Origin of the sequence: Brucella lupini (assembly GCF_002252535.1) — a bacterium.
Classification (GTDB): Bacteria; Pseudomonadota; Alphaproteobacteria; order Rhizobiales; family Rhizobiaceae; genus Brucella; species Brucella anthropi.
Genome location: NZ_NNRN01000046.1, coordinates 461,660 through 487,608, shown reverse-complemented (window position 1 = coordinate 487,608; position 25,949 = coordinate 461,660). Strand labels below are relative to the sequence as shown.

Below are 25,949 nucleotides of genomic sequence, written 5' to 3'. Positions count from 1 at the left end.
TATCCGGTCGCAGGTTGGAATCAGGTTCCGCGTGGCTTGGCGCGACGCGTCGCTTCCGCATTGGCCGGGTCTTCCGGCCAGACATGCTTCGGGTAGCGTCCGCGCATGTCGGCGCGCACATCCGCCCATGATCCCTTCCAGAAGCCGGGAAGATCACGGGTGATCTGGATCGGGCGATGAGCTGGAGAAAGAAGTTCCAGCAAGAGCGGCACCTTGCCATTGGCGATGGCCGGATGCACCCCAAGACCGAAAAGCTCCTGGACACGAACTGCGATCACCGGCTCTTCGGCGTCATAGCGAATCGGAATATTCGATCCGGTCGGCACTTCGAAATGCGTCGGCGCAAGCTGGTCGACACTACGCTGCAGATCGAAGGGTACAAGGCTCATCAGACCGTTCTTCAACACGTGCCCGGGAATGCGGTCAAGTTGCGCTTCGCCCGTCAGGAAGGGCAGCAGCCAATCGTCCAGCCTTTCGATGAGATGGTCGCTATCCATCGAAGGCCACGGATCACCAAGGCCGCGATGAAGCCAGCCAAGGCGACGACGCAGAATATCGGTTTCCTTGCCCCATGGCAGAATATCGAGGCCATGTTCACGCACGGCGGCAATCACGCCTTCGTCGGCGGCAGCTCCCGAAGGAGCGGCGAGCGGCTTTTCGGAGAGAGCTATCGCACCAATGCGCACAGCCTCACGAGCCCGCAGGGCGTTCTTTTCCGCGTCATAGACGACCTGTCGTCCACTTTCGATCCTGTTACCAAGGGCTGCGCGGATTTCGGTTTCCGAAACTTCCGCGGCAGAAAGAATGCGGGCGCGGCCCGCTCTTCCAGACATATCGGCAACCACAAGCCATGGCGCCCTGCTGAGGCTGATAGCGGGATCGACCTCGCCGCCACGTCCATTGGCCAGAAGAAACTGCCCCATCTGCCCGCGAGCCTTGGCTATGCGGTCCGGATAAGCATCAATGAGCATACGACCTACGCTTGAGCCTGCCACCTCACCCTTGTTTGGGACATTTGCTGCAAGCCGCCGTGCCAGCCCTTTTGCACGCTGTGCACGATCTGATCGGTCATTGCGGAACCGCGACATGCGCGTATCAAGGTCGGTTTCATTGCCGCCAAGGCCGCGTTCGGTCAACAAAACAGCGAGTTCAGCAGCCTTTTGCACCTCGCCGCGCTTGCCAGCTTCTGCAACCATATGTGCCAGACGTGCAGGCAGGGCCAAAGAGCGCATGGCTTCACCGTCGGGCGTCAATCGTCCCGCTTCATCCAGCGCACCGAGCCGCATAAGCAGCGCCTTGGCTTCTTTGAGCGCAGGTGCCGGCGGTTTGTCGAGCAGCGATAATATTGCCGGATCGGTCACACCCCACGCAGCCGCATCCAGCACAAGGCCCGACAAATCAGCTTCGAGAATTTCCGGTGGTGAAAAAGCGGGGAGCGACGCCGTCTGCCCCTGATGCCAGAGGCGAATGGCAATGCCCGGCTCGGTACGACCCGCACGGCCGGCACGTTGATCGGCGCTCGCACGCGAAGTCCGCACGGTTTCAAGCCGGGTGAGGCCGGTGGCCGGTTCATATTTCGGCTGGCGTGCAAGCCCGCTATCAATCACCACGCGCACGCCATCAATCGTGATGGAGGTTTCAGCAATCGAGGTCGCCAGCACCACCTTACGGTGGCCTGCCGGTGCAGGCTTGATTGCCGCATCCTGATCGCGGCCTTCCATTGCACCGTAAAGCGGTGCCAGAATGATATTGGCAGGCAGTAATTTTTCCAGAATGCCTGCCGTGCGCTCAATCTCGCCCTGCCCCGGCAGGAAGGCGAGGATACTGCCGGTTTCATTTGCCAGCGCATCACGGATCGTACGCACCATCGCGTCCTCGACCCGTTCATCCGCTTTGCGATCGCGATAGCGAATATCGACGGGATAAGCGCGCCCCTCACTTTCGATCACCGGCGCATCGCCCAACAGTTGAGCCACGCGAGCGCCATCCAGTGTTGCCGACATGACAATAATTTTGAGGTCGTCACGCAAGGCTGCCTGCACATCCAGCGCCAGCGCCAGTCCAAAATCCGCATCGAGACTGCGTTCATGGAACTCATCAAACAGGACTGCGGCGACACCCTTGAGGTCTGGATCGTCCAGGATCGTGCGCGCAAAGACGCCCTCAGTAACGACGAGGATCTTGGTTTTCCCTGATACCTTGCTTTCAAGGCGCATCCGGTAGCCGACCGTTTCACCCGGTTCCTCGCCCAGGAGCTGCGCCATGCGGCGAGCAGCTGCACGTGCCGCCAGACGACGCGGTTCAAGCAGCACGATCGTGCCATCCTTGCGCCAGTCCGCGTTCAGCATATGAATAGGTACCAGTGTCGTCTTGCCCGCACCGGGCGGCGCGACAAGGACTGCGCTCGCATGATGCGCCAATGCCTCATCCAGCTGAGGCAGAATTCGTGTCACAGGAAGGTCGGGCAGGCTCGTCAAAATAATTTCCGTCAGATAAGGCTTCCGCTTTCGTGCTTATCACACAGGGAACGCACATGATCCATATTCGAAAATCGAACAGGGCCGATGCGCCCGCGTTGACTGAAATCTGGCGCGCCAGCGTTCTCGCTACGCATGACTTCCTGAGCCGCGATGATTTTCTGGAAATCGAAAAGCTGGTGGCCGAGCAATATCTGCCGAACGTCGAAGTCTGGCTTATTGAAGACGCTGGCAAGCCGGTCGGCTTCATGGGCATGAGCGAGCGTCATATCGACAGCCTGTTCATCGCACCCGACCAGCGCGGCAAAGGCATCGGCAAACAGTTGATAACGCATGCAAAAACGTTCGGCAGTCCGCTGACAGTCGATGTGAACGAGCAGAACCTGCAGGGTGTCGGCTTTTACCGGCATATGGGTTTTATCGAAACCGGACGTTCAGAGACAGACGATCAGGGACGCCCCTATCCACTCCTGCATCTGCGGCTGGCGACCGACAATTGACATACTCCCCTAGAGTATATAGATTTCGCTGAGATCGGGAGATTCCATGCCGCATTCACCGGAAGACAAAAAGCGCGCCTTGACGCGCCTGCGCCGTATTCGCGGACAGGCCGAAGCACTGGAGCGTGCGGTGGAGGCTGGCACGGAATGCGCGGCATTGTTGCAGCAGATTGCGGCACTGCGGGGTGCTGCCAACGGGTTGATGGCCGAAGTGCTGGAAAGTCATTTCCGCGAGACATTTGGACAGGAAACCAAAGCTGATCCCGATACACAAATCGACGAAATCATGCGGATTCTACGCACCTACCTCAAATGAGTGCGTTGCTCTAAGATAGACTGAAAGGGAGAAACATCGTCATGAAATCACGCGCAGCCGTTGCGTGGGAGGCGAAAAAGCCGCTCACCATCGAAACAGTCGAGATTGGCGGTCCACGGGCTGGCGAAGTGCTGGTCGAAATCATGGCGACGGGCGTTTGCCATACAGATGCCTACACCCTTTCGGGTCTCGATTCCGAAGGCAAATTCCCGGCGATCCTTGGCCATGAAGGCGCGGGCATTGTTCGCGAAGTGGGCGCAGGCGTGACCTCGGTCAAGCCGGGCGATCATGTGATCCCGCTTTACACGCCGGAATGCCGCCAGTGCAAAACTTGCCTGTCGCAGCGCTCGAACCTCTGCACCTCGATCCGCGCTACGCAAGGTCAGGGCCTGATGCCGGACAAGACCACGCGCTTTTCCTGCGATGGCGGCGAAGTGTTTCATTATATGGGCTGCTCGACCTTCTCGAACTTCACCGTTCTGCCGGAAATCGCGGTTGCCAAGGTGCGTGAAGACGCGCCATTCGACAAGATTTGCTATATCGGCTGCGGCGTGACCACGGGTATTGGTGCAGTGATTTATACCGCCAAGGTTCGTCCGGGTTCCAATGTCGTAGTGTTCGGTCTTGGCGGCATTGGCCTCAATGTCATTCAGGGCGCGCGCATGGTCGGCGCCGACAAGATCATCGGCGTGGACATCAATCCATCCAAGGTCGAGATGGCGAAGAAGTTCGGCATGACCGACTTCATCAATCCGCGCGAAGTCGGCAATGACAAGGTGGTGCAGGCCATTCAGGACCTGACCGATGGCGGCGCGGATTATTCGTTCGACGCTACCGGCAATACCGACGTCATGCGTCAGGCGCTGGAATGCTGCCATCGCGGCTGGGGTGAATCGATCATCATCGGTGTGGCAGAAGCGGGCAAGGAAATTGCCACGCGTCCGTTCCAGCTGGTCACAGGCCGCGTCTGGAAAGGCACCGCATTCGGCGGCGCACGCGGTCGCACGGATGTTCCGAAAATCGTCGATTGGTACATGGACGGCAAGATCAACATCGACGATCTGATCACCCACACCATGCCGCTCGATGAAATCAACACGGCCTTCGACCTGATGCATGAAGGCAAGTCCATCCGTTCGGTGATTGTCTACTGATGAGTGAAAAGCTTCTCGTTTCCCAATGGGATGAACTCGACAATCTGAGCCCGCGCGCGCTTTATGCGATGCTGAAGCTGCGCGTGGACGTTTTCGTGGTGGAGCAGAAATGCCCTTACCCGGAAATCGACGGCAAGGATTTCGAGGCGTTTCACCTGCGCATTCTCGACGGCGAGGAACTTGCAGCATCGCTGCGAGTTCTGCCACCGGAACAGGCTGGCAAGCCGGTGAAAATCGGGCGCGTCGTCGTGGCGCCGGATTATCGTGGTTACAAGCTTGGTCAGCGCCTAATGAAAGAGGCAATCGATTTCGCTCATGCCCGTTTTCCGGGCATAGCGATCGAACTTGGCGGACAGAGCCATTTGCAGAAATTCTACGGGTCGTTCGGCTTTGTCGCGATTTCGGAAGAGTATCTCGAAGATGGTATACCGCATGTCGATATGCGGTTAGATCCAAAGGAAGTAGCAGCCTGATGTTTCTGCTGCGCCGCCATATGTCGTTCTATCTTGGCGCTCTTGGTGGCGTAACAACATTCATCATTGCCTGGCTTTTCAAAAGCTCTCTTGCCCCGGTCATCGGTGCAAACTGCTTCTTCGTGCTCTATCTGGGGCTGGCGGCGTCTGCCTTGCCAAAGCTCACGGTCAGCTTTTTGAAAAAGCACGCCGCAAGTGCTGACGAACCTGTCTGGATCATCTTTCTGGTGACTTTCGCGACCGTTCTCGTCGCAATCGTCTCGCTGTTCCTTCTCATCAACAGCGAAACAAAGGCCGATACATTCTCACTGGTCATGACACTTGCGTCTGTCCCACTCGGCTGGTTCACCATTCATATGATGACGGCCTTGCATTATGCACACGTATACTGGCAGCCGGGCGAACCGGCTGGCGACGATACCAGCCATGCCAGCCGTTATCGCGGTGGCTTTGAATTTCCCGGAACATCGGAACCTTCCGGCTGGGATTTTGCCTATTTCGCCTATGTCATCGGCATGACGGCGCAAACCTCCGATACGAGTGTGACGACGCCTGCGATGCGCAAGGTCACGCTGCTGCACAGCATCGTCTCCTTCTTCTTCAACACCGTGCTGGTCGCCGCGTCTGTCAATGTCGCAGTGGCGCTCGGAAGCTGAACACAACTGGGAATTCTCTATGGAAACCATTTCGACCGCAAAGAGCTTCGCCGGGATGCAAGGCGTCTATCGCCACAAAAGCGAGACGAACCAGTGCGACATGACCTTTGCCGTCTTCCTGCCGCCGCAGGCAAAAGGCGGTCCGGTACCGGTACTCTGGTATTTTTCCGGCCTTACCTGCACGCATCAGAATGTCATGGACAAGGGCGAATATCGGCAAATGGCCGCAGAGCTGGGAATTGCCGTCATTTGCCCAGATACAAGCCCGCGGAGCGATGACATTCCGGATGAGCCGGACAACTGGCAGTTCGGCAAAGGTGCTGGTTTCTACGTCGATGCCACGCAGGAGCCATTTGCCAAAAACTATCAGATGTATAGCTACATTACGAAGGAACTGACCGATCTGGTGGGACGCGAGTTCCCGCTCGATATGTCGCGACAGGCGATCACCGGCCATTCCATGGGCGGACATGGTGCGCTGACAATTGCGCTCAAGAACCCGGACCGCTTCAAGTCAGCATCCGCCTTTGCACCTATCGTCCAACCTTCTACTGCAGGCTGGTCCAGACCGGCACTGGAAAAATATCTCGGACCGGAAGAACGGGCTTGGCGCGCCTATGACGCCACGCTGCTCATCGAAGACGGCTATCGGTTCCCGGAATTTCTGGTCGATCAGGGTACCGCAGACGGTTTTCTCGATGATGGCTTGCGTCCGTGGCTTCTGGAAGAGGCTTGCAAGAAGGCTGGCATTCCTCTCACGCTCAATATGCGTGAAGGCTATGACCATTCATATTTCTTCATCTCGACCTTCATGGATGATCATCTGAAATGGCACGCTGAACGCCTTAAGAGCTAATCAGCGCTTCATCACTTTCATCGGTAGACCACCTTGCGGCTGAGTAGTGAGCTTCTGCACGGGCCATGGCTTCGTCGTTTCCAGCACCTCGAAGCGACGTCCGTCGAGCAAGATGGCAAGCGCAATCACAGCCTCCTGCAAGGCAAAACTCGCGCCGATACAGACGCGCGGGCCTGCCCCAAAGGGCAAATATTGGAAGCGGTCGAGCTTGTCGCGGTTTTCGGGCCAGAAGCGTTCAGGCATGAAAGCGTCCGGCTGGTCCCAGTAGAGCCTATGACGATGAATGACCCATGGCATAACCAGCACGGTCGCGCCCTTCGGGATTTTCAAGTCATCGTATGTATCGTCGGTCGCCGCCTCGCGATTGATCGACGGCGCTGGCGGATATAGCCGCATAGCCTCCTCGAAGGCCGCACGTGTGAAAGGCAGCGATGCCAGCCATTCCTGCGGCGGCAGATCACGTCCGCCTTTTGCAAAAAAGCCGTCGATTTCCGTTTCGATACGTTCGCGCTCACGCGGAGCCTTCGCGAGTAGATAGAGCGTCCAGCCAAGCGCGCGAGCGGTGGTCTCGTGACCGGCACCAATGAAGGTGATGATGTTGTCCTCGATTTCGGAGCGGCTCAGGCCATCTGGTCCTTCGGCCCGCAACAGCAGGGTAAGGAAGTCGCTCGGCACGTCTTCTTGCCTGTCCATGCGCGTTTTACGCAGCGCGATGGTGTTTGAGACCAGCTCGCGGAAGAAACCCAGCGATTGCTGTCCGCGCAACCGCGTGAGGCGCGGCAGCCAGTCGGGCAGCCCCAGAAGGTCGAACGGATCGACCCGCCCCATGGTCTCGAACAGCTTGTCGATCTGATGTGCGAAATCGTTTGGATCGCCTGCGATCTCGCCGGAAAACAGCGTCTCCGCCAGAATATCATAGGTCAGGAGCGTCATGTCATGGGCGACATCGGTAATCGTACCGGGGGTCTTGTATCGCTCAACGAACTGCAGCGACCGGTCCCGCATGGCCTCGGCAAAACCACCGATATGACGCGGCGTGAAAACCGGCGCCATCGCTTTTCGTGACCGCTTCCACACCTGGCCTTCAGCCGTCAGCAGGCCGTCGCGCAACAAGGGGCGCAGCACGCGCTGACGAATGGCGGACATGGGATAATTGGCTGCATTGTCGACCAGCACATGGCGGATCAGCCCCGGATCATTGGCGATGATGGTTTTCATGCCGAACCAGCTGACGGAAATCCACCGCTCGTTATAGGAAGGCTCACCCCAAAGCTCGAGCGGGTTCTTGTAGACGACCTGCATCATCTCGAAACGCCCCACCGGCTTTTCGCGCGGGCGCGGTGCGGGCGGCACAAATGGAACCGGTCTTTCGCTCATGACGTTCGCAATTTCCATCAAGCGTTCCTTTCGTCATAAAACAGGTCGAGAACGCCCCCGTCAAACCCGATATAAGCGTCAATTGTGGCGGTTCCAGAAGCCAAGCGGTGCCGGTACTGTTCTCATATGAACCAACTGCCGGAATCCCCGGCAAATTTACCGCCAAAATTTGGAAAAAAAGCCTTTAGCACCTATATTAAAGCCATGTTTGTCGCGTGATTCGACATATCTTTGAAGCTGCATTCGCAGCGCGTTTTTCGAAAGATTTTCATGAGCGAGATGCCCGAGATGAATTCCGAAGCCCCCGCCGAGTATGGCGCGGATTCCATTCGTGTTCTGAAAGGCCTGGATGCTGTTCGCAAGCGTCCCGGCATGTATATCGGTGACACGGATGACGGCTCCGGCCTGCATCATATGGTCTACGAGGTCGTGGACAATGCGATCGACGAAGCGCTGGCAGGACATGCCACGCTTGTCACCGTCGCCCTCAACCCGGACGGCTCCTGCACCGTGACCGATAATGGTCGTGGCATTCCGACCGACATCCATAAGGAAGAAGGCGTTTCAGCGGCCGAGGTCATCATGACCCAGCTTCACGCCGGTGGTAAGTTCGACCAGAATTCCTACAAGGTTTCCGGTGGTCTGCACGGAGTTGGCGTTTCGGTTGTGAACGCGCTGTCGATCTGGCTGAAGCTGAAGATCCGTCGTGCCGGCAAGATTCATGAGATGAGCTTTACCCATGGCGTGGCCGATGCCCCGCTCGTGGTAACCGGTGATGCCGGTGCGGAGACGGGTACGGAAGTCAGCTTCCTGCCCTCGCCCGATACCTTCAGCATGGTCGAATTCGATTTCGATACGCTGGAGCGCCGCCTGCGCGAACTCGCCTTCCTCAATTCCGGCGTTCGCATCAAGCTCACCGACCGCCGTCATGCGGACGTGGTGGAGCATGAGTTGCACTATGACGGCGGGCTTGTGGAGTTCGTGAAATATATCGACCAGAGCAAGAAATCGCTTCTGGACGAGCCGATTTATATCCGCAGTGAAAAAGACGGCATGACGGTTGAAGTCGCCATGTGGTGGAACGATTCCTACCACGAGAAGGTGCTGTGCTTCACCAACAACATCCCGCAGCGCGATGGCGGCACGCATCTGGCCGGTTTCCGCGGCGCGCTGACCCGTCAGGTGACGGGCTATGCCGATGCTTCGGGCATGACCAAAAAGGAAAAGGTGACGCTGACCGGCGATGACTGCCGCGAAGGACTGACCGCCGTTCTTTCGGTCAAGGTTCCTGATCCGAAGTTCTCGTCGCAAACCAAGGACAAGCTGGTTTCCTCGGAAGTTCGCCCGGTTGTGGAAAGCCTCGTCAATGAAGCGCTTTCGACGTGGCTGGAAGAACATCCGGCTGGCGGCAAGATTGTAGTCGAAAAGGTCATTCAGGCAGCCGCTGCCCGTGAAGCTGCCCGCAAGGCGCGCGACATCACCCGCAAGAGCAATCTGAGCGTGACGTCCCTGCCCGGCAAGCTCGCCGACTGCCAGGAGCGCGATCCGGCCAAATCTGAAATCTTCATCGTCGAAGGTGACTCGGCAGGTGGCTCTGCAAAGAGCGGTCGTTCGCGCCAGAACCAGGCCATCCTGCCGCTGCGCGGCAAAATCCTCAATGTGGAACGCGTCCGCTTCGACCGCATGATCTCATCCGATCAGGTTGGCACGCTGATTACTGCGCTCGGCACATCAATCGGCAAGGATGAAACGCACGGTTTCAACCCGGACAAGCTGCGCTATCACAAGATCATCATCATGACCGATGCTGACGTCGACGGCGCGCATATTCGTACATTGCTGCTAACCTTCTTCTTCCGGCAGATGCCGGAACTGATCGAGCGCGGCCATATCTATATCGCCCAGCCGCCGCTCTATAAGGTCTCGCGTGGCAAGTCCTCGCAATACATCAAGAACGAGGCCGCCTTCGAAGACTTCCTCATTGAGACGGGTCTTGAAGAAGCCACGCTGGAAATGGCAAGCGGCGAAGTTCGCGCCGGGCCTGACTTGCGTTCGGTGGTGGAAGATGCACGCACCATGCGTCAGCTTCTGGCGGGTCTTCACACGCGCTATGACCGTCGCGTGGTGGAGCAGGCTGCCATCGCGGGGCTCCTGCATCCGGATGCATCAAGGGACAATGCAACCGCACAGCGTTCCGCCGATACTGTTGCAAAGCGTCTCGACATGATCTCGGAAGAAACCGAACGTGGTTGGGAAGCACATGTGACGGAAGATGGCGGCTATCGCTTTGAGCGCATGGTGCGCGGCGTGAAGGACATTGCCATTCTCGACATGGCATTGCTCGGTTCTGCCGATGCTCGTCAGATCGACCGCGTGGCTTCGCGTCTGTCAGAGGTCTTTGCCGAGCCGCCTGTGCTGCGCCGCAAGGACAAGGTGGAGACACTTTCCGGCCCGATGGGCCTGCTCGACGCAATCTTTGCGACGGGCCGCAAGGGCCTGACCCTGCAGCGCTACAAAGGCTTGGGCGAAATGAACGCCGAACAGCTTTGGGAAACCACGCTCGATCCGAATGTGCGTTCGCTACTGCAGGTCAAGGTGACGGATGCGACCGATGCTGATTCACTCTTTTCGCGCTTGATGGGCGATGACGTGGAACCGCGGCGCGAGTTCATTCAGGAAAACGCGCTGAGCGTTGCCAATCTGGACGTTTAAAAAACACAAACCCCGAAAAGCCGGAAAGCTTCTCGGGGTTTTATAGTACCCAAAGAAAAGCCCGCTATTTAGCGGGCTTTTCTTTTATCGTGGTTATTTACTCGCCGCGACGCTTCTTGCTGTAACCGCCGCCTTCAGGCTTTTTACCGCCCTTTTTGAAGCCGTCTTTCTTGAAGTCGTCTCCACGGGAGAAATCACGTGGCTTGTCCCACTTGTCGCCTTTCGAGCGGTCGCCTTTATAGCCGTCGCTCTTGTAGCCATCCCGGAAGCCGCCTTCCTTGGACTTGTCGCCGCGTGGTTTGAAACCGCCCTTGCCTTCGCGCGGAGCAGCGTCACCGCCTGCACCTGCAACGGCAGTGCGGATCACAAGACCCTTTTCACCGGTGCCGCGTTCTTCGACAGAACGGCGGAACTCATCGGCCTTCGAAGCCGTGATTTCGAAGCGGGTTTCATTGTCGAAAATCTTGATCGAACCGACATCGCGCTTGGAAACATCGCCCGCCTTGCAGATGAGCGGCAGCAGCCACTTCGGATCAGCGCGATGCTTGCGACCGGCAGAAACCGAGAACCAAACGCCGTCAAAGTGTGCATTGCGGTCGAAACGTTCGCCCGGCTCGCCACGCTCACGACGCTCGCCGCGTTCGAAGCGGTCGCCACGGTCAGAACGTTCGCCTTTTTCAAAACGATCTCTGGGTTTCTTGCCACCAACCGGATGCACCGGTGCATCGGAAACTTCTTCCGCTGCCGGATAGGAAGCCACTTCGCGGTTGAGGAAAGCAGCGGCAATCTGTTCCGGCGTATAACGCTCGGTCAGCGCCTTCAGGAGATCCTGATATTCTTCTTCAACCGGCTGGTTGAAGACTTCCGCATTCAAAATACGCTCATTGGTCTTGGCCTGAACAGCAGCGATGCTTGGTGCCGGAACCGTCTGCGCATCGAGCTTCGCCATATGCAGAAGGCGCTCTGCAGTGCGGCGACGCGAGAACGGCACAACCAGCACACAGGTGCCCTTGCGACCGGCGCGACCCGTACGCCCCGAACGATGCAGCATCGTCTCGGGATTGTTCGGAAGATCGGCATGAATGACGAGGTCGAGATTGGGCAGATCGATGCCGCGCGCGGCAACGTCGGTTGCCACGCAGACGCGGGCACGACCGTCGCGCATTGCCTGCAAGGCGTTGTTGCGTTCGGCCTGGCTCAGTTCGCCCGACAGCGCAACCACGGCAAAGCCGCGATTGGAGAGCCGGCTTGCCATATGCTTCACCGCTTCGCGGGTCGAGCAGAAAATGATCGAGTTCTGTGAATCGTAATAGAGCAGCGTATTGATGATCGCGTGGTCGCGCTCATGCGGCGGCACCGGCATGGCGACATAGTCGATATCGGCGTGCTGGCTGGTTTCGCTCTGGACGGTGAGGCGAAGTGCATCGTTCTGGAAGCGCTTGGCAAGCTGGGCAATCTGCTTCGGCACGGTTGCCGAGAACATCAGCGTGCGGCGGTCTTCCGGTGCTTCGCCGAGGATGAATTCGAGATCTTCGCGAAAGCCCATGTCGAGCATTTCGTCGGCTTCATCGAGAACGACAGCACGCAGCTCCGACATGTCGAGAGCGTCACGGGTAATATGATCGCGCAGACGTCCTGGCGTACCGACAACGATATGAGCGCCACGTTCCAGCGCGCGACGCTCGGTGCGGATATCCATGCCGCCAACGCAGGATGCGATGCGCGCGCCGGTATCGGCATAAAGCCATTCCAGCTCGCGGCGAACCTGAAGTGCCAGTTCGCGCGTCGGCGCGATGATCATGGCAAGCGGCGCACCGGCATCGCTGAAACGCAGCTCGTCTTCGAGGATGGTGTTGGCCATTGCGAGGCCGAAAGCGACCGTCTTGCCTGATCCGGTCTGTGCGGAAACGAGAAGATCGGCATCAAGCGTTTCAGGCGCCAGAACGGCGTTTTGAACGGCGGTGAGTGTATTATAACCGCGAGCGGCTAATGCTCCGGACAGAGCCGGAGCGATGGTTTCGGGCAAAGACATGAACCACTTTCACGAAAAAAGCTTCTCAAGCCGTATACCCATTGGTCGTGAACCCACTTGTCCACGACTCCCCTGACGACCACCGAAGCAACAGAATTGATGCTTCCCTATAGGGTTGGACCGCTCAGGTCAACCGGCCAAACCTCTGAGCGCAACTCGATCCGATTGAATCGTACCGCCGCTCTGGTCCTTTTTGACGCGCATTTGGCCCGAAAACCGTTTCACACTTTTCGGAATGCGCTCTAATGCGCCTCATCCCAGTTATGCGCTGCGCGCGCATCGACATGCAGTGGCACCGCAAGCGAGACGGCAGGCATCGCCGCATTTTCCATAATGTGACGAACGACCGGTATGGTCTTTTCGACTTCATTATCAGGCACTTCGAAGATCAGTTCATCGTGCACTTGCAACAACATGCGCGCGGCAAGGTTTTGCTCCGCCAGCGCATCTTCCATGCGGATCATGGCGCGGCGGATAATGTCGGCGGCGGAACCCTGTATCGGCGCATTGATGGCCGCGCGCTCATTGAACGCACGAACCTGCGGGTTGGATGCCCTGATATCGGGATAATGCGCACGACGCCCGAAAATCGTTTCGACATAGCCATTCTCGCGCGCGAAAGCCTTGGTCGCCTCCATGTAATCCTTGATGCCGGGGAAGCGCTCGAAATAGGTGCGGATATATTGCCCTGCTTCTTCGCGCGGAATCGACAACTGGTTGGCAAGGCCGAATGCAGAAATGCCGTAGATGATGCCGAAATTAATCGCCTTGGCACGGCGGCGCACTTCCGACGGCATACCTTCCACCGGCACGCCGAACATTTCGGATGCCGTCATGGCGTGAATGTCTATGCCGTCGGCAAAGGCCTGCTTCAGTTGCGCGATATCGGCCACATGGGCCAGCACGCGCAGTTCGATCTGGCTGTAATCGGCAGAAACCAGCTTGTTGCCGGGTTCGGCGATGAAGGCCGTCCTGATCTTGCGGCCTTCGGCTGTGCGAACCGGAATATTTTGCAGGTTCGGGTCGGATGACGAAAGACGTCCGGTTGAAGTGGACGCCATCGCATAGGACGTATGAACGCGCATTGTCTCCGGGTTGATGAACCCCGGTAGCGCATCGGTATAGGTGGATTTGAGCTTGGTGAGCTGACGCCAGTCGACGATCTTGCGCGGCAGCGGATGACCTTCCGCAGCAAGGTCTTCCAGCACCTGCGCAGACGTGGACCATTGACCGGTCTTGGTCTTCGACGCGCCCGACAAGCTCATCTTGCCAAACAGAATATCGCCAAGTTGCTTGGGCGAACCGATATTGAATCTTTCACCTGCCAGTTCGTAAATCTCGTCTTCATAGGCAGCGGCAGCCTGTGCCAGATCGCCGGAAAGACGCGACAGTACCTGGCGGTCAACGGCAATGCCGCGTTCTTCCATGCGCGCCAGAACATCGACCAGCGGACGTTCCAGACGCTCATAGACCGACATCAGCCCTTCAGCTGCAAGACGCGGTTTCAGAACTTGCCACAGGCGCAAGGTCACATCGGCGTCTTCTGCCGCATAAGCCGTGGCACGGTCGAGATCGACCATGTCGAAGCTGACAGCGCTCTTGCCGCTTCCCGCCACATCCTTATAGGGAATTGGCGTATGACGGAGCCAGCGCTCGGACAACGGGTCCATGCCATGGCTACCCGTGCCAGCATCCAGCACATAGGAAATCAGCATCGTATCGTCGAACGAGACTGTATTGATCCCATGGCGGCGCATGACCAGCCAGTCATATTTCATGTTCTGCGCGATCTTGAGAACGGAAGCATCCTCAAGCACGATCTTCAAAGCGGCCAGCGCCTCATCCAGCGGAATTTGTCCTTCGACCATGCCGCCGCCGAGAAGATCACCGGCGCCAGACTTGTGTTGGAGCGGAATATAAGCGGCTCTGCCCGGCGCCAAGGCCAGAGAAAAACCAACCAGCTCCGCCTGCATCGGATCAAGCGACGTCGTTTCCGTATCGAAGGCCAAAACACCGGTTTCAACCGCCTCTGCGAGCCAGAGTTTCAGCGTGGCGATATCGCGAATGCAGGTATAAGCGCTCGTATCGATTGTCTGTGCGGCTGCTTCTGTCGCCCGCTTTTCTGCGAGCGCCTTCGGCGTGTAGCCCTGATCCGAGGCAGCGACAGCGGATGTCGGTTGCGACGCAGCATTATCAGCCTTGGCGGGAACATCGACATCGGGACCATGGGCATCCGCGCCCCAGTCTGTCTCCACATGGCACGGCTCGACAGCCGATGCGTCGGTGTCAGTCGCTTCGGCCACCCGGCGAGTGAGCGAAGTGAATTCCATAGCCTTCAGGAAGCCGATCAGCTTCGGGCCGTTCTGCGGCTCCAGCACCAGACTGTCCAGATCGACATCCAGCGGCACGTCGGTCTTGAGTGTAACCAGCTCGCGCGAAATCTTCGTCTGGTCGGCAAACGCCAGAATGTTCTCGCGACGCTTGTTCTGCTTGATTTCGGAAGCGCGGGCCAGAAGCGTATCGAGATCGCCGAATTCTTCCAGCAATTGCGCCGCCGTCTTCGGCCCGATGCCGGGAATGCCGGGAACATTGTCGGTGCTGTCGCCGGTCAGCGATTGCAGGTCGATCATCTTTTCCGGCGGAACGCCCCATTTCTCGATCACTTCCGGGATCGAAATCTGCTTGTCCTTCATGCTGTCATACATCGATACGCTTGGCGTCACGAGCTGCATGAGATCCTTGTCGGACGAAACGATGGTGACATCGCCGCCAGCCTGCTCGGCAATACGGGCATAGGTCGCGATCAGGTCGTCAGCCTCGAAACCTTCCTTCTCGATGCAGGGCAGATTGAACGCGCGCGTTGCCTGACGGATGAGGCCAAACTGAGGAATGAGATCTTCCGGCGGCGCGGTGCGATTGGCCTTGTATTCAGGATAGATTTCATTGCGGAACGTCTTCGACGAATAATCGAAGATGACCGCAAAATGGGTCGGCACCACGCCCACATCGGTGTTGCGCGCATCTTTCAAGAGCTTCCATAGCATGTTGCAGAAGCCCGAGACGGCGCCGACCGGCAGACCATCCGTCTTGCGGGTCAGCGGTGGCAGGGCATGATAGGCGCGGAAAATATAGCCCGAGCCGTCAACGAGAAAGAGATGATCGCCTTTTTTCATAAGCTAGAATTAGAGGAAATGACGCCTAAAGAAAACCACTCCCGTGTCAGGAGAAACATCCGTCCACGTGAAAGAAAACCCATCACGTCGCGGTAACACGTTTGTTACAGATTTGTAATCTTCCGTGCCCTTGAATAGCCACAGTTGAAAGGCCAAATCTCAGTCATCGACAGTTCGTCGGTCGCCGGTTTTCTGACCCGTCCCCCGTTGGATGCCGGATGCTAGCGGTAGCCTCATTCCCCTCTCCGGGCTACCGCTTTGAGTGTAGTGACATGGCCGTTGCGGTACCCCCTCACCGTAACGGCCAATTCATTTTATCGAGGCTCTTCTTTCTTCCAAACCGGGTTTCATCCTGACGACGCTGGTTGTAGTGTGCCGCCAGTTTACGTTACGACTCGTCAGGAAATTTCCATGTCCCAGCAATCGTCTGCGCAATCGCTCGACAAAGTACTCAGCCACCTCGACGCCAATCTCGATCAGAGCCTCGATCGCCTGTTCGATCTTTTGCGGATCAAGTCGATTTCGACCGACCCGGCCTACAAGGCCGATTGCCGCAAGGCTGCGGAATGGCTCGTCGAAGATTTGAAGACAATCGGTTTCGATGCCAGTGTGCGCGACACGCCCGGCCACCCGATGGTGGTTGCCCATCATGAAGGCGCGACACCGGATGCGCCGCACGTGCTGTTCTATGGTCACTATGACGTGCAGCCGGTCGATCCGCTAAATCTTTGGGAAAACGATCCTTTCGATCCGGCTATCAAGGACGTGGGTAATGGCCGCAAGATCCTGACCGGTCGCGGCACGTCCGACGACAAGGGCCAGCTGATGACCTTTGTGGAAGCCTGCCGCGCCTACAAGGCGATCAATGGCAATCTGCCAGTCAAGGTGACACTCCTGTTTGAAGGTGAAGAGGAATCCGGCTCGCCATCGCTGAAGCCGTTCCTCGACGCCAACAAGCAAGAGCTGAAGGCCGATGTGGCACTCGTCTGCGACACGGCCATGTGGGACGCAGAAACACCTGCCATCAGCGTGGGCTTGCGCGGTCTCGTCGGCGAGGAGATCGTCATCAAGGCAGCCGATCGCGATCTCCATTCCGGCTTCTTCGGCGGTGCTGCGGCAAACCCGATCCACATCCTGACAAAAATTCTGGCCGACCTGCACGACGAAACCGGGCGCGTGACAGTTCCCGATTTCTATGAGGGCGTCGAAGAAACACCGACGCAGATTCTGAAGTCATGGGAAAGCCTTGGCCGCACGGCTGAAAACTTCCTCGGTCCGATCGGTCTGTCCATTCCATCCGGCGAAAAAGGCCGCAGCGTTCTGGAACTGACATGGGCGCGCCCGACCGCTGAAGTCAACGGCATCACCGGCGGCTATACCGGCGAAGGTTTCAAGACCGTCATTGCAGCGGAAGCTTCCGCCAAGGTTTCGTTCCGTCTTGTCCACAAGCAGGACCCGGTCAAAATCCGCGAAGCCTTCCGCACATTCGTCAAGGAACGTCTGCCAGCCGATTGTTCGGTCGAGTTCCATCCGCATGGTGGCTCGCCAGCCATCCAGCTACCCTACGATTCACCGCTTGTTTCCAAGGCCAAGAATGCGCTTTCCGACGAATGGCCGAAGCCAGCCGTGTTGATCGCCATGGGCGGCTCGATCCCGATTGTCGGCGACTTCGACAAGTTCCTCGGCATGGAATCGCTGCTCGTGGGCTTTGGCCTCGAAGATGACCGCATCCATTCGCCCAATGAAAAATACGAGCTGAACTCCTTCCACAAGGGACAACGCTCTTGGGCACGTATTATGGCGGCAATCGCCGCGAAGTAAGGATAACTGAATGACCATCCGTTTTCACAAGAACGATCTGCCGAACCTCGACAACTATCAAGTCGATGCGGTCGCCATCGACACCGAAACACTGGGCCTGAACCCGCATCGCGACCGGCTTTGCGTGGTGCAAATTTCGCCCGGCGACGGCACGGCAGATGTGATTCAGATTGAAGCCGGCCAGAAGAAGGCCCCCAATCTGGTCAAGCTTCTGAAGGATCGCTCGATCACCAAGATCTTTCATTTTGGCCGCTTCGATCTGGCCGTGCTGGCGCAGGCTTTCGGCACCATGCCGCAACCTGTGTTCTGCACCAAGATCGCATCGAAGCTGACCCGTACCTATACGGACCGCCATGGCCTGAAAGAGCTTTGCAACGAGCTTCTCGACGTTTCGATTTCCAAGCAGCAGCAATCATCGGACTGGGCAGCGGAAACACTGTCGGCTGCGCAGCTCGAATATGCGGCTTCCGACGTGCTCTATCTGCATCGTCTGAAAGCCGTGCTCGAACAGCGGCTGGAACGCGATGGCCGTGCGAAACAGGCCGAAGCCTGCTTCAAGTTCCTGCCAACGCGCTCGGAACTCGATCTGATGGGCTGGCCCGAGGACGACATTTTCGCCCATTCGTGATGAGATCAAACGGCGGCGGTAGCCGCCGTTTTCTTTTGCGGCGCCTGATCGATATAGGCCCAGCCGGGACGGCGGAACAGAAACTGTCCGTAACCGCTCCACTGGATACAGCCATAAAGAATGACCGGACCGATGACGCCGCTAGCTGTCGTCAGGAGCGAGACTGTACCGATATCGCCAATGCCGAGTTTCAGCAGCGCTGCGCGGGCAATGGCCATCGGCAGGAAGAAAGCCAGATAGACGACAATCGAATGCGCACCGAGCCAGCTCAAGCCTCGATGCAGCCAGTTTCTGGCTGACAGCGGGCTGAGGAGCGAAGATATGGAAATGATTGCCAGCGCACCCACCAGACCCAGGAGAAGTGAAACGACCGGCAGATCGCTGATTGCGCCCCGCCCATCCAGAAGGTCGCTTGCGGGTGATATCAGCGCGGCAAGGCTTTCCGGCACTGGCATGAAGACGAGCTTGTATTCGATCAAGCCCCAGACCAGCAGTCCGGCAACACCGATGAGCGGGCGCTGTCGAAGCCAGTCCGCAGCCCGGAAGATGGCGGGAGCAAAAGCATAGCCCGCATAGAAATAGACGAAACGGGAGCAGAATTCGTCGACCATAATCCAACCCGTATGGATCGGCAGGATTTCGAGAAATGCCAGCGCCGTAAAGGTCACGCCTACCGGCACGTGCTTCAAAAGCCGCGTCGCGATGAAGAAAACAGGCAGGATATAGATGAACCAGAGCGTTCCGAACGGTTCGATGAAAGCCATCAGATAGGCGTTCACCACACCGGAAACTCCGGCTTCGCTGGCAATGCCCGGCGCCTTGAACGCAAACTGGATCGTCAGCCACAGAATATAGAAATAGAGAAAATGCACGACCTTGCGGTCAAGATAACGCCGCCATGGCCGGTCGATCACAAGACTGAGAAACAAGCCTGATATCATGAAGAAATCCGGCATACGGAAGGGTTTGGCAAAGGCGACCACATAGTGCATCCAGCCCTGGGCGCCGGCTGCTTTCTCCACGCCCAGCGTCGAATGCATCATCACCACGAAGATGATGCAGATACCCTTGGCAATATCGACCCAGTCGACCCGACCATTCATGCCCTTCGTGTCATGCATTTCCGTTTCCCCCGCAAGTTCTGTCGCTTTCTATAACGCGACAACGGCGGAATTACATCCGGTATAACTTGGGCGTGCCTGCGCCATATAGCGCCTGACGACATCAAGACTCCTCACAGGGTGCTCACGCTAACGTGTACCGCTCTGGCGACATTCCCCTTGATGTGTCTCGTTTGCTACAGACTTTTGACAGCAATCGCTTATATTAGGGACAAATATTGGTTCTGAGACTTTCCTTCAGGAGGTTTATCATGAAGCTCAAGGCCCTTCTTCTTGCATCGACTGTTGCCCTTGTGGCCGCTACAGGCGCAAAGGCTGCCGACGCTGTCATCGAGCAGGAACCAGTTCCGGTTGTGGTTGCACCAACCTTTACCTGGAGCGGTGCTTACATCGGTGGCCAGATCGGCTACGGCTGGGGCAAGTCCGATTTCAGCGGCGACGTCTATAGCTTTGGCAACGTCAAGCCGGATGGCTTCCTCGGCGGCATCTATGCCGGTTACAACTTCGATCTCGGCAACAGCATCGTTCTCGGTATCGACGGCGACGTGACCTACAACGATGTTTCCAAGGACATCGATGTCTACAGCGGCGACCTCGCAGTTGGCGATTTCGAAACCAAGCTTCGCTGGTCCGGTGCCGTTCGCGCACGTGTCGGTTATGCGGTTGATCGCTTCATGCCCTACCTCGCCGGCGGTGTTGCATTCGGCAACATCAAAAACAGCGGCAGCATTGACGGTATCGGCAGCTTCTCCGAAAGCAAGACGCTTACCGGCTGGACTGCAGGCGCCGGCGTTGACTATGCCGCAACCGACAACCTGATCGTTCGCCTCGAATATCGCTACACCGACTATGGCGATAAGGACATTGAGTTTGGCGGCCTGAATGTCAATCAGGACTTCAAGACCAACGAAGTTCGCCTCGGCGTCGCATACAAGTTCTAATTCTGGTTGAAAACATATCTGAAAAGGCTCCGCATCGCGGGGCCTTTTTTCGTTGGCATAGGCCTGAATTTATTTGGATAAAATTTATTGATAACTAAAATACATAGAACGAAAAACATTCGGAGTTTGCTTTTTAGTAAAGCAAAAATTGAATAATAACAAATTGTATATTAAGTTATTTCTAAACTATATTTATGTTGCCATAATGATACATACATCATGACATAGAAATACTATCTAAAAATCCATATCGAACATATTTTATAGGAGTTTTCGATGAAGTTCAGAATTCTACTTGGCGCTTCCCTGCTTGCAGTCGTCGCCAGCACCGGTGCTTATGCAGCCGACGCAATCGTTTCGCAGGAACCTGCCCCAATGGCAGCTCCCGCCTTCTCATGGGGCGGCGCTTATATCGGTGGTGAAATTGGCTGGGGCTGGGGCCGCGCCAAGCTTGATGACAAGTCCACGGATCAGTCCAACGAGTTCAAGCCGAACGGCTTCATCGGTGGCGTCTATGCTGGCTATAACTTCGACATGGGCAACAATGTCATTCTCGGCGTTGACGGCAACTTCGACTACAACGACCTGAAGAAGTCGCACGACTATATTTCGAACAGCAACGCTGTTCAGACTTCAGCTGAAACGAAGCTGCAGTGGTCGGGCGCTGTTCGCGCACGCGCTGGTTATGCCGTTGACCGCTTCATGCCCTACATCGCCGGTGGCGTTGCTTTCGGCGGCGTGAAGAACTCGCTCAATGTCGGCGGCAGCGACTATAACAACGACAAGACCCTGACCGGCTGGACTGTTGGTACCGGCGTTGACTACGCTGCGACCGACAATGTCCTTCTGCGCCTCGAATATCGCTATACCGATTTCGGCAACAAGGATTTCGACCTTGGCAACACCGCGACACGCGGTTCGTTCAAGACCAACGATATCCGCCTCGGTGTTGCTTACAAGTTCTAATACCAAACTCGATGAGTTTGGCTCATCGCGTTTGGTTAAGCCTGTGCGGCGATTGAGCATTTTCAGGGCATGATGCGTTAGCATTTCGTCGCCCTGGGATAAGCACATAATCGGGCTTATAACTGAGAAAAGGCTCCGCCCCCGCGGAGCCTTTTTTGTGTGTGAACGATTTACGTCCCTTTAAACTGCCGCATTTACCCTGCACCGGATTAGGCCCTTATTTGCTTTTGCGGCACAAAATCCCGTAAAGCACGCAGACATTATTCAGAATGACCGGTCCACATCACGATTGGACCGGCAAACGGGTGGGCGGATCCAGGCTGACATGACATCGCGTGACGATAAAAACCGGCGCATCGAACCTTCCTTCGGTGGCGAAGAGAAAAAAGATGACGAGGTTTTTCGCGTCGACGAGGAGGATCGCATGGCACGCTCACAGCAGCGCCGACGCAGGCAATCAGAAGAACCGGAACCACGCGCTTCACGACGTGGCAAGAAGAAGCCGCATGGCTTTTTCGGCTTTCTGCGCCGCTCGATCTACTGGTGCCTCGTGCTCGGCCTCTGGGGCGGTATCGCCTTTGCAGGCATGCTGGTCTATTTCGCCGCCAAGATGCCGCCGACGACGGATTGGGCCATTCCTGATCGTCCACCGAATGTGCGTATCGTTGACGTCAACGGAAACCTGATCGCCAATCGCGGGACTACCGGCGGCGAGGCCGTGGGCCTGCATGAAATGTCGCCCTTTATCCCGAAGGCCGTCATCGCTATCGAGGATCGCCGCTTCTATTCGCATTTCGGCATTGACCCCATCGGCCTTGCCCGCGCAGTAGTAACCAACGTTGTTTCGGGCCGCGCCGTTCAGGGCGGATCAACGCTGACCCAGCAGCTTGCCAAGAACCTGTTTCTTTCTCCCGACCGCACGCTTGAGCGCAAGGTGCAGGAAGTCATGCTCGCGCTCTGGCTTGAGCACAAATACACCAAGGACCAGATTCTCGAGATGTATCTGAACCGGGTCTATCTCGGTTCCGGCGCTTTCGGTGTTGATGCGGCCTCCCGGCGTTATTTCAGCAAGCCCGCCAAGGATGTGAACCTGATGGAAGCGGCAACCCTTGCCGGTCTTCTGAAGGCACCATCGCGCCTGTCGCCTGCCCGCGATCCGGAAGCCGCCGCCGCACGTGCCAAGCTGGTGCTGGGCGCCATGCGCGAGGAAGGTATGATCGATGACAGCCAGATGGCCATCGCCGAAAGCGAACCGATGACGCGCGCGCCATCCTATTGGCAGGGCTCGGAAAACTACGTTGCCGACAAGGTTGTGGCGGAACTACCCGAGCTGATCGGTGAAGCGAAGGAAGACATCACCGTCCAGACCACCATCGATCTGAACCTGCAGCGCGCAGGTGAAGAGGCGATCAAGGACCAGATTTCCCAGAGCGGCACAAAGATGAACGCCAGTCAGGGTGCGCTCGTTTCCATTGACAGTACCGGCGCAGTGCGCGCCATGGTCGGCGGCGTCGATTATGCCACAAGCCAGTTCGACCGTGTCACCGATGCTCACCGCCAACCTGCATCATCCTTCAAGCCCTTCGTCTATCTGACAGCGCTCGAACAGGGGCGGACACCGGACTCGGTACGCAACGATGCTCCGGTTCGTATCGGCAAATGGACGCCGAGCAACGATAACGGCAAATATATGGGACAGGTGACGCTGGCTACCGCCCTTTCTCATTCACTGAACTCCGTTGCGGCGCAGCTCGTGATGGAAGTCGGCCCGCAGACCGTGATCGACACGGCCCACCGGCTCGGCGTTCAGTCCAAACTCGAAGCCAATGCCTCGCTGGCACTCGGCACGTCGGAAGTGACCCTGCTGGAACTGACCGATGCCTATGTGCCTTTTGCCAATGGCGGCTATCGCGCGCCGGTCTATTTCATCACCAAGGTGACGGATTCCGACGGCAAGACTCTTTATCAGAAGGAAGATGGCGTTGGCCCGCGTGTCATCGACGAACGCAATGTCGGCATGATGAACGCCATGCTGCGGCGCACGGTGGAAGACGGGACGGCAAAGCGCGCCGCCTTCGGCTGGCCCGCTGCAGGCAAGACCGGTACCAGCCAGAATTTCCGCGATGCGTGGTTTGTCGGCTATACGGCCAACCTCACAACCGGTGTATGGTTCGGCAATGATGACGGCAAGGGCATGAAGCGCGTGTTCGGTTCGACCCTACCGGTCGCCGCCTGGAAAAACTTCATGAAGGAAGCACATAAGGGCGTGCCGGTTGCCGAGCTTCCCGGCCATTACGATATCCAGAACGTCGTTCCCGGTGGCAGCGATGGCATCGATCCGAATGCGCCTTACGATCCCGGCATGATGCCGCAGGATTCCTATGGCAATCAGCCGATGGCGGCTAATGGTGATGACGGCTATTGGCCACCTGCTCCGGATTCCACGGCCCGCAACAGCATCCAGCAGTCGAATGAGACGGGCCGCCCACTCGCCGAACAGCCCGGCGCTACGACTTACCCGGCCAATGCCAATGACAATTACCGCCCGATGCCGCCAGGCGACGTGGGCGGCGGGCAGCCGCAGCAGCCAGGAAAATCCACGACATTGCTCGATATCATCATGGGTAATTCACAGTAACATCAATAGAGGCCGCCACTGGCGGCCTTTACTCGCGATCAAGTGAAGCAGCTTCAATCCAAGCTTGTTCGAGCGCGTTTCGATCTGATTAAGTCAGATCAACGCTCTCACTATTTCCGCTAACACGCACAGTTTCCGAAAACCGTTTCACACTTTTCGTGATGCGCTTTAATTCCCCTCGAAATCTTGAGCGGCTTGGTCTATTCAAGATTGGAGAGCGAGGTTTCCATGTCCCAAGTCACCAAAACAGACGTTGCCGGTTCCGATACTCCCAAGGCGGATACCGAACGTAAAACTCTGGTCCTGACCGGTGCCAGCCGTGGCATCGGCCATGCGACGGTGAAGCGTTTTTCGCGGGCCGGGTGGCGCGTCATCACCTGCTCGCGACAGGATTTTTCCGACAATTGCCCCTGGCCTGCCGGTCCGGAAGATCACATCAAGGTCGACCTCGCCGATCAGGAAGACGTCGGCAAGGCAATCGCCGAGATCCGCCGCCGTCTCGAAGCCGATGGTAGCAAGCTTCATGCACTGGTCAACAATGCAGGCATTTCGCCGAAGGCGGAGGGCGGACGCCGCATGAATTCCATCGAAACGCCCATGGCGGTCTGGCGCGATGTATTTCAGGTCAACTTCCTTGCCTCGATCATGCTGGCACGTGGCCTGTTCAAGGAACTCGAGGCTGCACATGGCTCGGTGGTCAATGTGACCTCGATCGCGGGGAGCCGCGTGCACCCCTTTGCCGGAACCGCCTATGCTACATCGAAGGCCGCACTTGCTGCCCTGACCCGCGAAATGGCCTCCGACTTCGGCCCTTACGGTATCCGCGTCAATGCCATTGCACCGGGAGAAATCGATACGGCGATCCTTTCACCGGGAACCGACAAGCTGGTGGAACAGCTTCCGATGCGCCGCCTCGGCAAGACATCGGAAGTGGCGGAAACCATCTACTTCCTCTGCTCCGAGGCCTCATCCTATGTGACGGGTTCGGAAATTCATATCAATGGCGGCCAGCACGTCTGACATCTTAACAAAGCGCGGAGATTGAAATTCTTCGCGCTTTTGTGGTTATGTCTGTTTCAATCGATTTAACAACTGAGTTGTGCCTTCATGATCCTTTGCTGCGGTGAATCCCTGATCGACATGCTGCCACGCGAAACCGCAACGGGGGAAACCGCGTTCCAGCCTTTCGCAGGTGGCTCCGTCTTCAACACGGCCATCGCGCTTGGACGCCTCGAAGTCCCGACCGGTTTCTTTTCAGGCATTTCGTCGGATTTTTTTGGCGAGGTACTGCGCGATAATCTGGCGCGATCCAATGTCGATTATTCCTTTGCCGCAATCTCGGATCGACCAACGACACTGGCTTTCGTGCGTCTGGTCGATGGGCAGGCGCGTTACGCCTTCTATGATGAAAATACTGCTGGCCGCATGCTGGCCGAGAGCGACATGCCCTATGTCGATGATGCCATCGACGCCATGCTGTTCGGCTGCATCAGCCTGATTTCCGAACCGTGCGGCAGCGTCTATGAAGCGCTGATGACGCGTGAGGCACCAAGGCGGGTCATGTTCCTCGACCCGAATATTCGTGCTGGCTTCATCACCAACCGCGAAAAACATCTGGCGCGCATGAAGCGCATGATCGCGCTCGCCGATATCGTGAAACTTTCAGACGAAGATCTCGCCTGGTTTGGCGAAAAGGGCAGCCACGACGAAATCGCAGCCGAATGGCTGAAGCTCGGACCGAAACTGGTGGTCATTACCAAGGGCGCGCATGGCGCTGACGCCTATACGACCGGGGCAACCGTGCGCGTGCCGGGTGTGAAAGTGGACGTGATTGACACCGTTGGCGCCGGCGACACGGTCAATGCGGGCATTCTCGCCAGCCTTCACAATCAGGGCCTTCTCGACAAGGACGCGCTTGCCGGACTGACTGAAGACCAGATTCATTCCGCCGTCGCGCTCGGGGTCCGGGCTGCTGCCGTCACCGTCTCGCGTGCAGGTGCAAACCCGCCATGGGCGCATGAGATGAAAGATTGACGCAAGGCAAAGCCGTGACATGATGCGTCCGGCCTGCGTCGACCTTTTCCGACAAGGCCCGAACAGGAGTCCAG

19 protein-coding genes are annotated in these 25,949 nt (G+C 57.4%); 14 read left to right on the top strand and 5 right to left on the bottom strand.

What is annotated here, in order from left to right:
• Positions 1-20: 20 nt before the first annotated feature.
• Positions 21-2,477 carry an ATP-dependent helicase HrpB gene (gene hrpB, locus CES86_RS13830; protein WP_094514656.1) on the bottom strand — a complete coding sequence of 819 codons (2,457 nt, stop codon included), beginning with the start codon at positions 2,475-2,477 and terminating at the stop codon, positions 21-23.
• A 56-nt stretch (positions 2,478-2,533) separates the two neighbouring features.
• On the opposite strand from hrpB, the gene CES86_RS13825 reads away from it, so the two are divergent.
• From CES86_RS13825 to fghA, 6 genes are read left to right on the top strand one after another with little or no spacing between them, the layout of a single operon-like run.
• Positions 2,534-2,977, top strand: coding sequence for an acetyltransferase (locus tag CES86_RS13825; protein ID WP_094514655.1), 444 nt, complete (start codon positions 2,534-2,536; stop codon positions 2,975-2,977).
• A 46-nt stretch (positions 2,978-3,023) separates the two neighbouring features.
• Positions 3,024-3,293 carry a metal/formaldehyde-sensitive transcriptional repressor gene (locus CES86_RS13820; protein WP_010657981.1) on the top strand — a complete coding sequence of 90 codons (270 nt, stop codon included), beginning with the start codon at positions 3,024-3,026 and terminating at the stop codon, positions 3,291-3,293.
• A gap of 41 nt (positions 3,294-3,334) precedes the next feature.
• Entirely contained in the window at positions 3,335-4,447 is a 1,113-nt protein-coding gene (locus CES86_RS13815; RefSeq protein ID WP_011982356.1) for an S-(hydroxymethyl)glutathione dehydrogenase/class III alcohol dehydrogenase, read from the top strand.
• A complete protein-coding gene (locus tag CES86_RS13810) occupies positions 4,447-4,920 on the top strand; it encodes a GNAT family N-acetyltransferase (RefSeq protein WP_094514653.1) in 474 nt (157 codons plus the stop codon). The genes CES86_RS13815 and CES86_RS13810 overlap by 1 nt, the downstream gene beginning before the upstream one ends.
• Positions 4,920-5,576 carry a DUF1345 domain-containing protein gene (locus CES86_RS13805; protein WP_094514651.1) on the top strand — a complete coding sequence of 219 codons (657 nt, stop codon included), beginning with the start codon at positions 4,920-4,922 and terminating at the stop codon, positions 5,574-5,576. The genes CES86_RS13810 and CES86_RS13805 overlap by 1 nt, the downstream gene beginning before the upstream one ends.
• A 19-nt stretch (positions 5,577-5,595) precedes the next feature.
• Complete coding sequence (gene fghA / locus CES86_RS13800) at positions 5,596-6,432, top strand: S-formylglutathione hydrolase (RefSeq protein ID WP_094514649.1); 837 nt, start codon at positions 5,596-5,598, stop codon at positions 6,430-6,432.
• Here the strand turns inward: fghA and CES86_RS13795 are convergent, their stop codons facing one another.
• Positions 6,433-7,827 carry a cytochrome P450 gene (locus CES86_RS13795; protein WP_181834080.1) on the bottom strand — a complete coding sequence of 465 codons (1,395 nt, stop codon included), beginning with the start codon at positions 7,825-7,827 and terminating at the stop codon, positions 6,433-6,435.
• Positions 7,828-8,079: 252 nt separating this feature from the next.
• Here CES86_RS13795 and gyrB point away from each other — a divergent pair, with 252 nt between their 5' ends.
• Entirely contained in the window at positions 8,080-10,521 is a 2,442-nt protein-coding gene (gene gyrB / locus CES86_RS13790) for a DNA topoisomerase (ATP-hydrolyzing) subunit B (protein ID WP_094514647.1), read from the top strand.
• 97 nt (positions 10,522-10,618) lie between these two features.
• Here the strand turns inward: gyrB and CES86_RS13785 are convergent, their stop codons facing one another.
• Both CES86_RS13785 and polA read right to left on the bottom strand, forming a co-directional pair.
• A complete protein-coding gene (locus CES86_RS13785) occupies positions 10,619-12,553 on the bottom strand; it encodes a DEAD/DEAH box helicase (protein WP_010657974.1) in 1,935 nt (644 codons plus the stop codon).
• 242 nt (positions 12,554-12,795) lie between these two features.
• The gene (gene polA / locus CES86_RS13780) at positions 12,796-15,726 is read right to left on the bottom strand and encodes a DNA polymerase I (protein ID WP_094514646.1); all 2,931 of its coding nucleotides are present in this window, start codon (positions 15,724-15,726) and stop codon (positions 12,796-12,798) included.
• 411 nt (positions 15,727-16,137) lie between these two features.
• On the opposite strand from polA, the gene CES86_RS13770 reads away from it, so the two are divergent.
• Positions 16,138-17,547: a dipeptidase gene (locus CES86_RS13770; RefSeq protein WP_010657972.1), complete on the top strand. Its 1,410-nt coding sequence runs from the start codon at positions 16,138-16,140 to the stop codon at positions 17,545-17,547.
• Between the two features lie 10 nt (positions 17,548-17,557).
• Positions 17,558-18,175 carry a ribonuclease D gene (locus tag CES86_RS13765; RefSeq protein ID WP_011982348.1) on the top strand — a complete coding sequence of 206 codons (618 nt, stop codon included), beginning with the start codon at positions 17,558-17,560 and terminating at the stop codon, positions 18,173-18,175.
• A 5-nt stretch (positions 18,176-18,180) separates the two neighbouring features.
• Here CES86_RS13765 and CES86_RS13760 read toward each other — a convergent pair whose 3' ends face one another.
• Positions 18,181-19,296, bottom strand: a complete 1,116-nt coding sequence (locus tag CES86_RS13760) for an acyltransferase family protein (RefSeq protein ID WP_094514644.1) — start codon at positions 19,294-19,296, stop codon at positions 18,181-18,183.
• A gap of 251 nt (positions 19,297-19,547) precedes the next feature.
• Here CES86_RS13760 and CES86_RS13755 point away from each other — a divergent pair, with 251 nt between their 5' ends.
• The 5 genes from CES86_RS13755 to CES86_RS13735 all read left to right on the top strand — a co-directional run bounded on the left by CES86_RS13755 (position 19,548) and on the right by CES86_RS13735 (position 25,875).
• Positions 19,548-20,237, top strand: coding sequence for an outer membrane protein (locus CES86_RS13755; protein ID WP_010657969.1), 690 nt, complete (start codon positions 19,548-19,550; stop codon positions 20,235-20,237).
• A 276-nt stretch (positions 20,238-20,513) separates the two neighbouring features.
• A complete protein-coding gene (locus CES86_RS13750; protein WP_011982346.1) occupies positions 20,514-21,203 on the top strand; it encodes an outer membrane protein in 690 nt (229 codons plus the stop codon).
• Between the two features lie 325 nt (positions 21,204-21,528).
• Positions 21,529-23,841 carry a transglycosylase domain-containing protein gene (locus CES86_RS13745; protein WP_094514643.1) on the top strand — a complete coding sequence of 771 codons (2,313 nt, stop codon included), beginning with the start codon at positions 21,529-21,531 and terminating at the stop codon, positions 23,839-23,841.
• 228 nt (positions 23,842-24,069) lie between these two features.
• Positions 24,070-24,861 carry an SDR family NAD(P)-dependent oxidoreductase gene (locus tag CES86_RS13740; protein ID WP_010657966.1) on the top strand — a complete coding sequence of 264 codons (792 nt, stop codon included), beginning with the start codon at positions 24,070-24,072 and terminating at the stop codon, positions 24,859-24,861.
• An 87-nt stretch (positions 24,862-24,948) separates the two neighbouring features.
• The gene (locus tag CES86_RS13735; RefSeq protein ID WP_094514641.1) at positions 24,949-25,875 is read left to right on the top strand and encodes a carbohydrate kinase family protein; all 927 of its coding nucleotides are present in this window, start codon (positions 24,949-24,951) and stop codon (positions 25,873-25,875) included.
• Positions 25,876-25,949 lie beyond the last annotated feature (74 nt).

Coding starts and splice junctions, on each gene's coding strand:
- CES86_RS13825 (WP_094514655.1), top strand. CDS start 2,534: ATGATCCATATTCGAAAATCGAACAGGGCCGATGCGCCCGCGTTGACT.
- CES86_RS13820 (WP_010657981.1), top strand. CDS start 3,024: ATGCCGCATTCACCGGAAGACAAAAAGCGCGCCTTGACGCGCCTGCGC.
- CES86_RS13815 (WP_011982356.1), top strand. CDS start 3,335: ATGAAATCACGCGCAGCCGTTGCGTGGGAGGCGAAAAAGCCGCTCACC.
- CES86_RS13810 (WP_094514653.1), top strand. CDS start 4,447: ATGAGTGAAAAGCTTCTCGTTTCCCAATGGGATGAACTCGACAATCTG.
- CES86_RS13805 (WP_094514651.1), top strand. CDS start 4,920: ATGTTTCTGCTGCGCCGCCATATGTCGTTCTATCTTGGCGCTCTTGGT.
- fghA (WP_094514649.1), top strand. CDS start 5,596: ATGGAAACCATTTCGACCGCAAAGAGCTTCGCCGGGATGCAAGGCGTC.
- CES86_RS13795 (WP_181834080.1), bottom strand. CDS start 7,827: ATGGAAATTGCGAACGTCATGAGCGAAAGACCGGTTCCATTTGTGCCG.
- gyrB (WP_094514647.1), top strand. CDS start 8,080: ATGAGCGAGATGCCCGAGATGAATTCCGAAGCCCCCGCCGAGTATGGC.
- CES86_RS13785 (WP_010657974.1), bottom strand. CDS start 12,553: ATGTCTTTGCCCGAAACCATCGCTCCGGCTCTGTCCGGAGCATTAGCC.
- polA (WP_094514646.1), bottom strand. CDS start 15,726: ATGAAAAAAGGCGATCATCTCTTTCTCGTTGACGGCTCGGGCTATATT.
- CES86_RS13770 (WP_010657972.1), top strand. CDS start 16,138: ATGTCCCAGCAATCGTCTGCGCAATCGCTCGACAAAGTACTCAGCCAC.
- CES86_RS13765 (WP_011982348.1), top strand. CDS start 17,558: ATGACCATCCGTTTTCACAAGAACGATCTGCCGAACCTCGACAACTAT.
- CES86_RS13760 (WP_094514644.1), bottom strand. CDS start 19,296: ATGCATGACACGAAGGGCATGAATGGTCGGGTCGACTGGGTCGATATT.
- CES86_RS13755 (WP_010657969.1), top strand. CDS start 19,548: ATGAAGCTCAAGGCCCTTCTTCTTGCATCGACTGTTGCCCTTGTGGCC.
- CES86_RS13750 (WP_011982346.1), top strand. CDS start 20,514: ATGAAGTTCAGAATTCTACTTGGCGCTTCCCTGCTTGCAGTCGTCGCC.
- CES86_RS13745 (WP_094514643.1), top strand. CDS start 21,529: ATGACATCGCGTGACGATAAAAACCGGCGCATCGAACCTTCCTTCGGT.
- CES86_RS13740 (WP_010657966.1), top strand. CDS start 24,070: ATGTCCCAAGTCACCAAAACAGACGTTGCCGGTTCCGATACTCCCAAG.
- CES86_RS13735 (WP_094514641.1), top strand. CDS start 24,949: ATGATCCTTTGCTGCGGTGAATCCCTGATCGACATGCTGCCACGCGAA.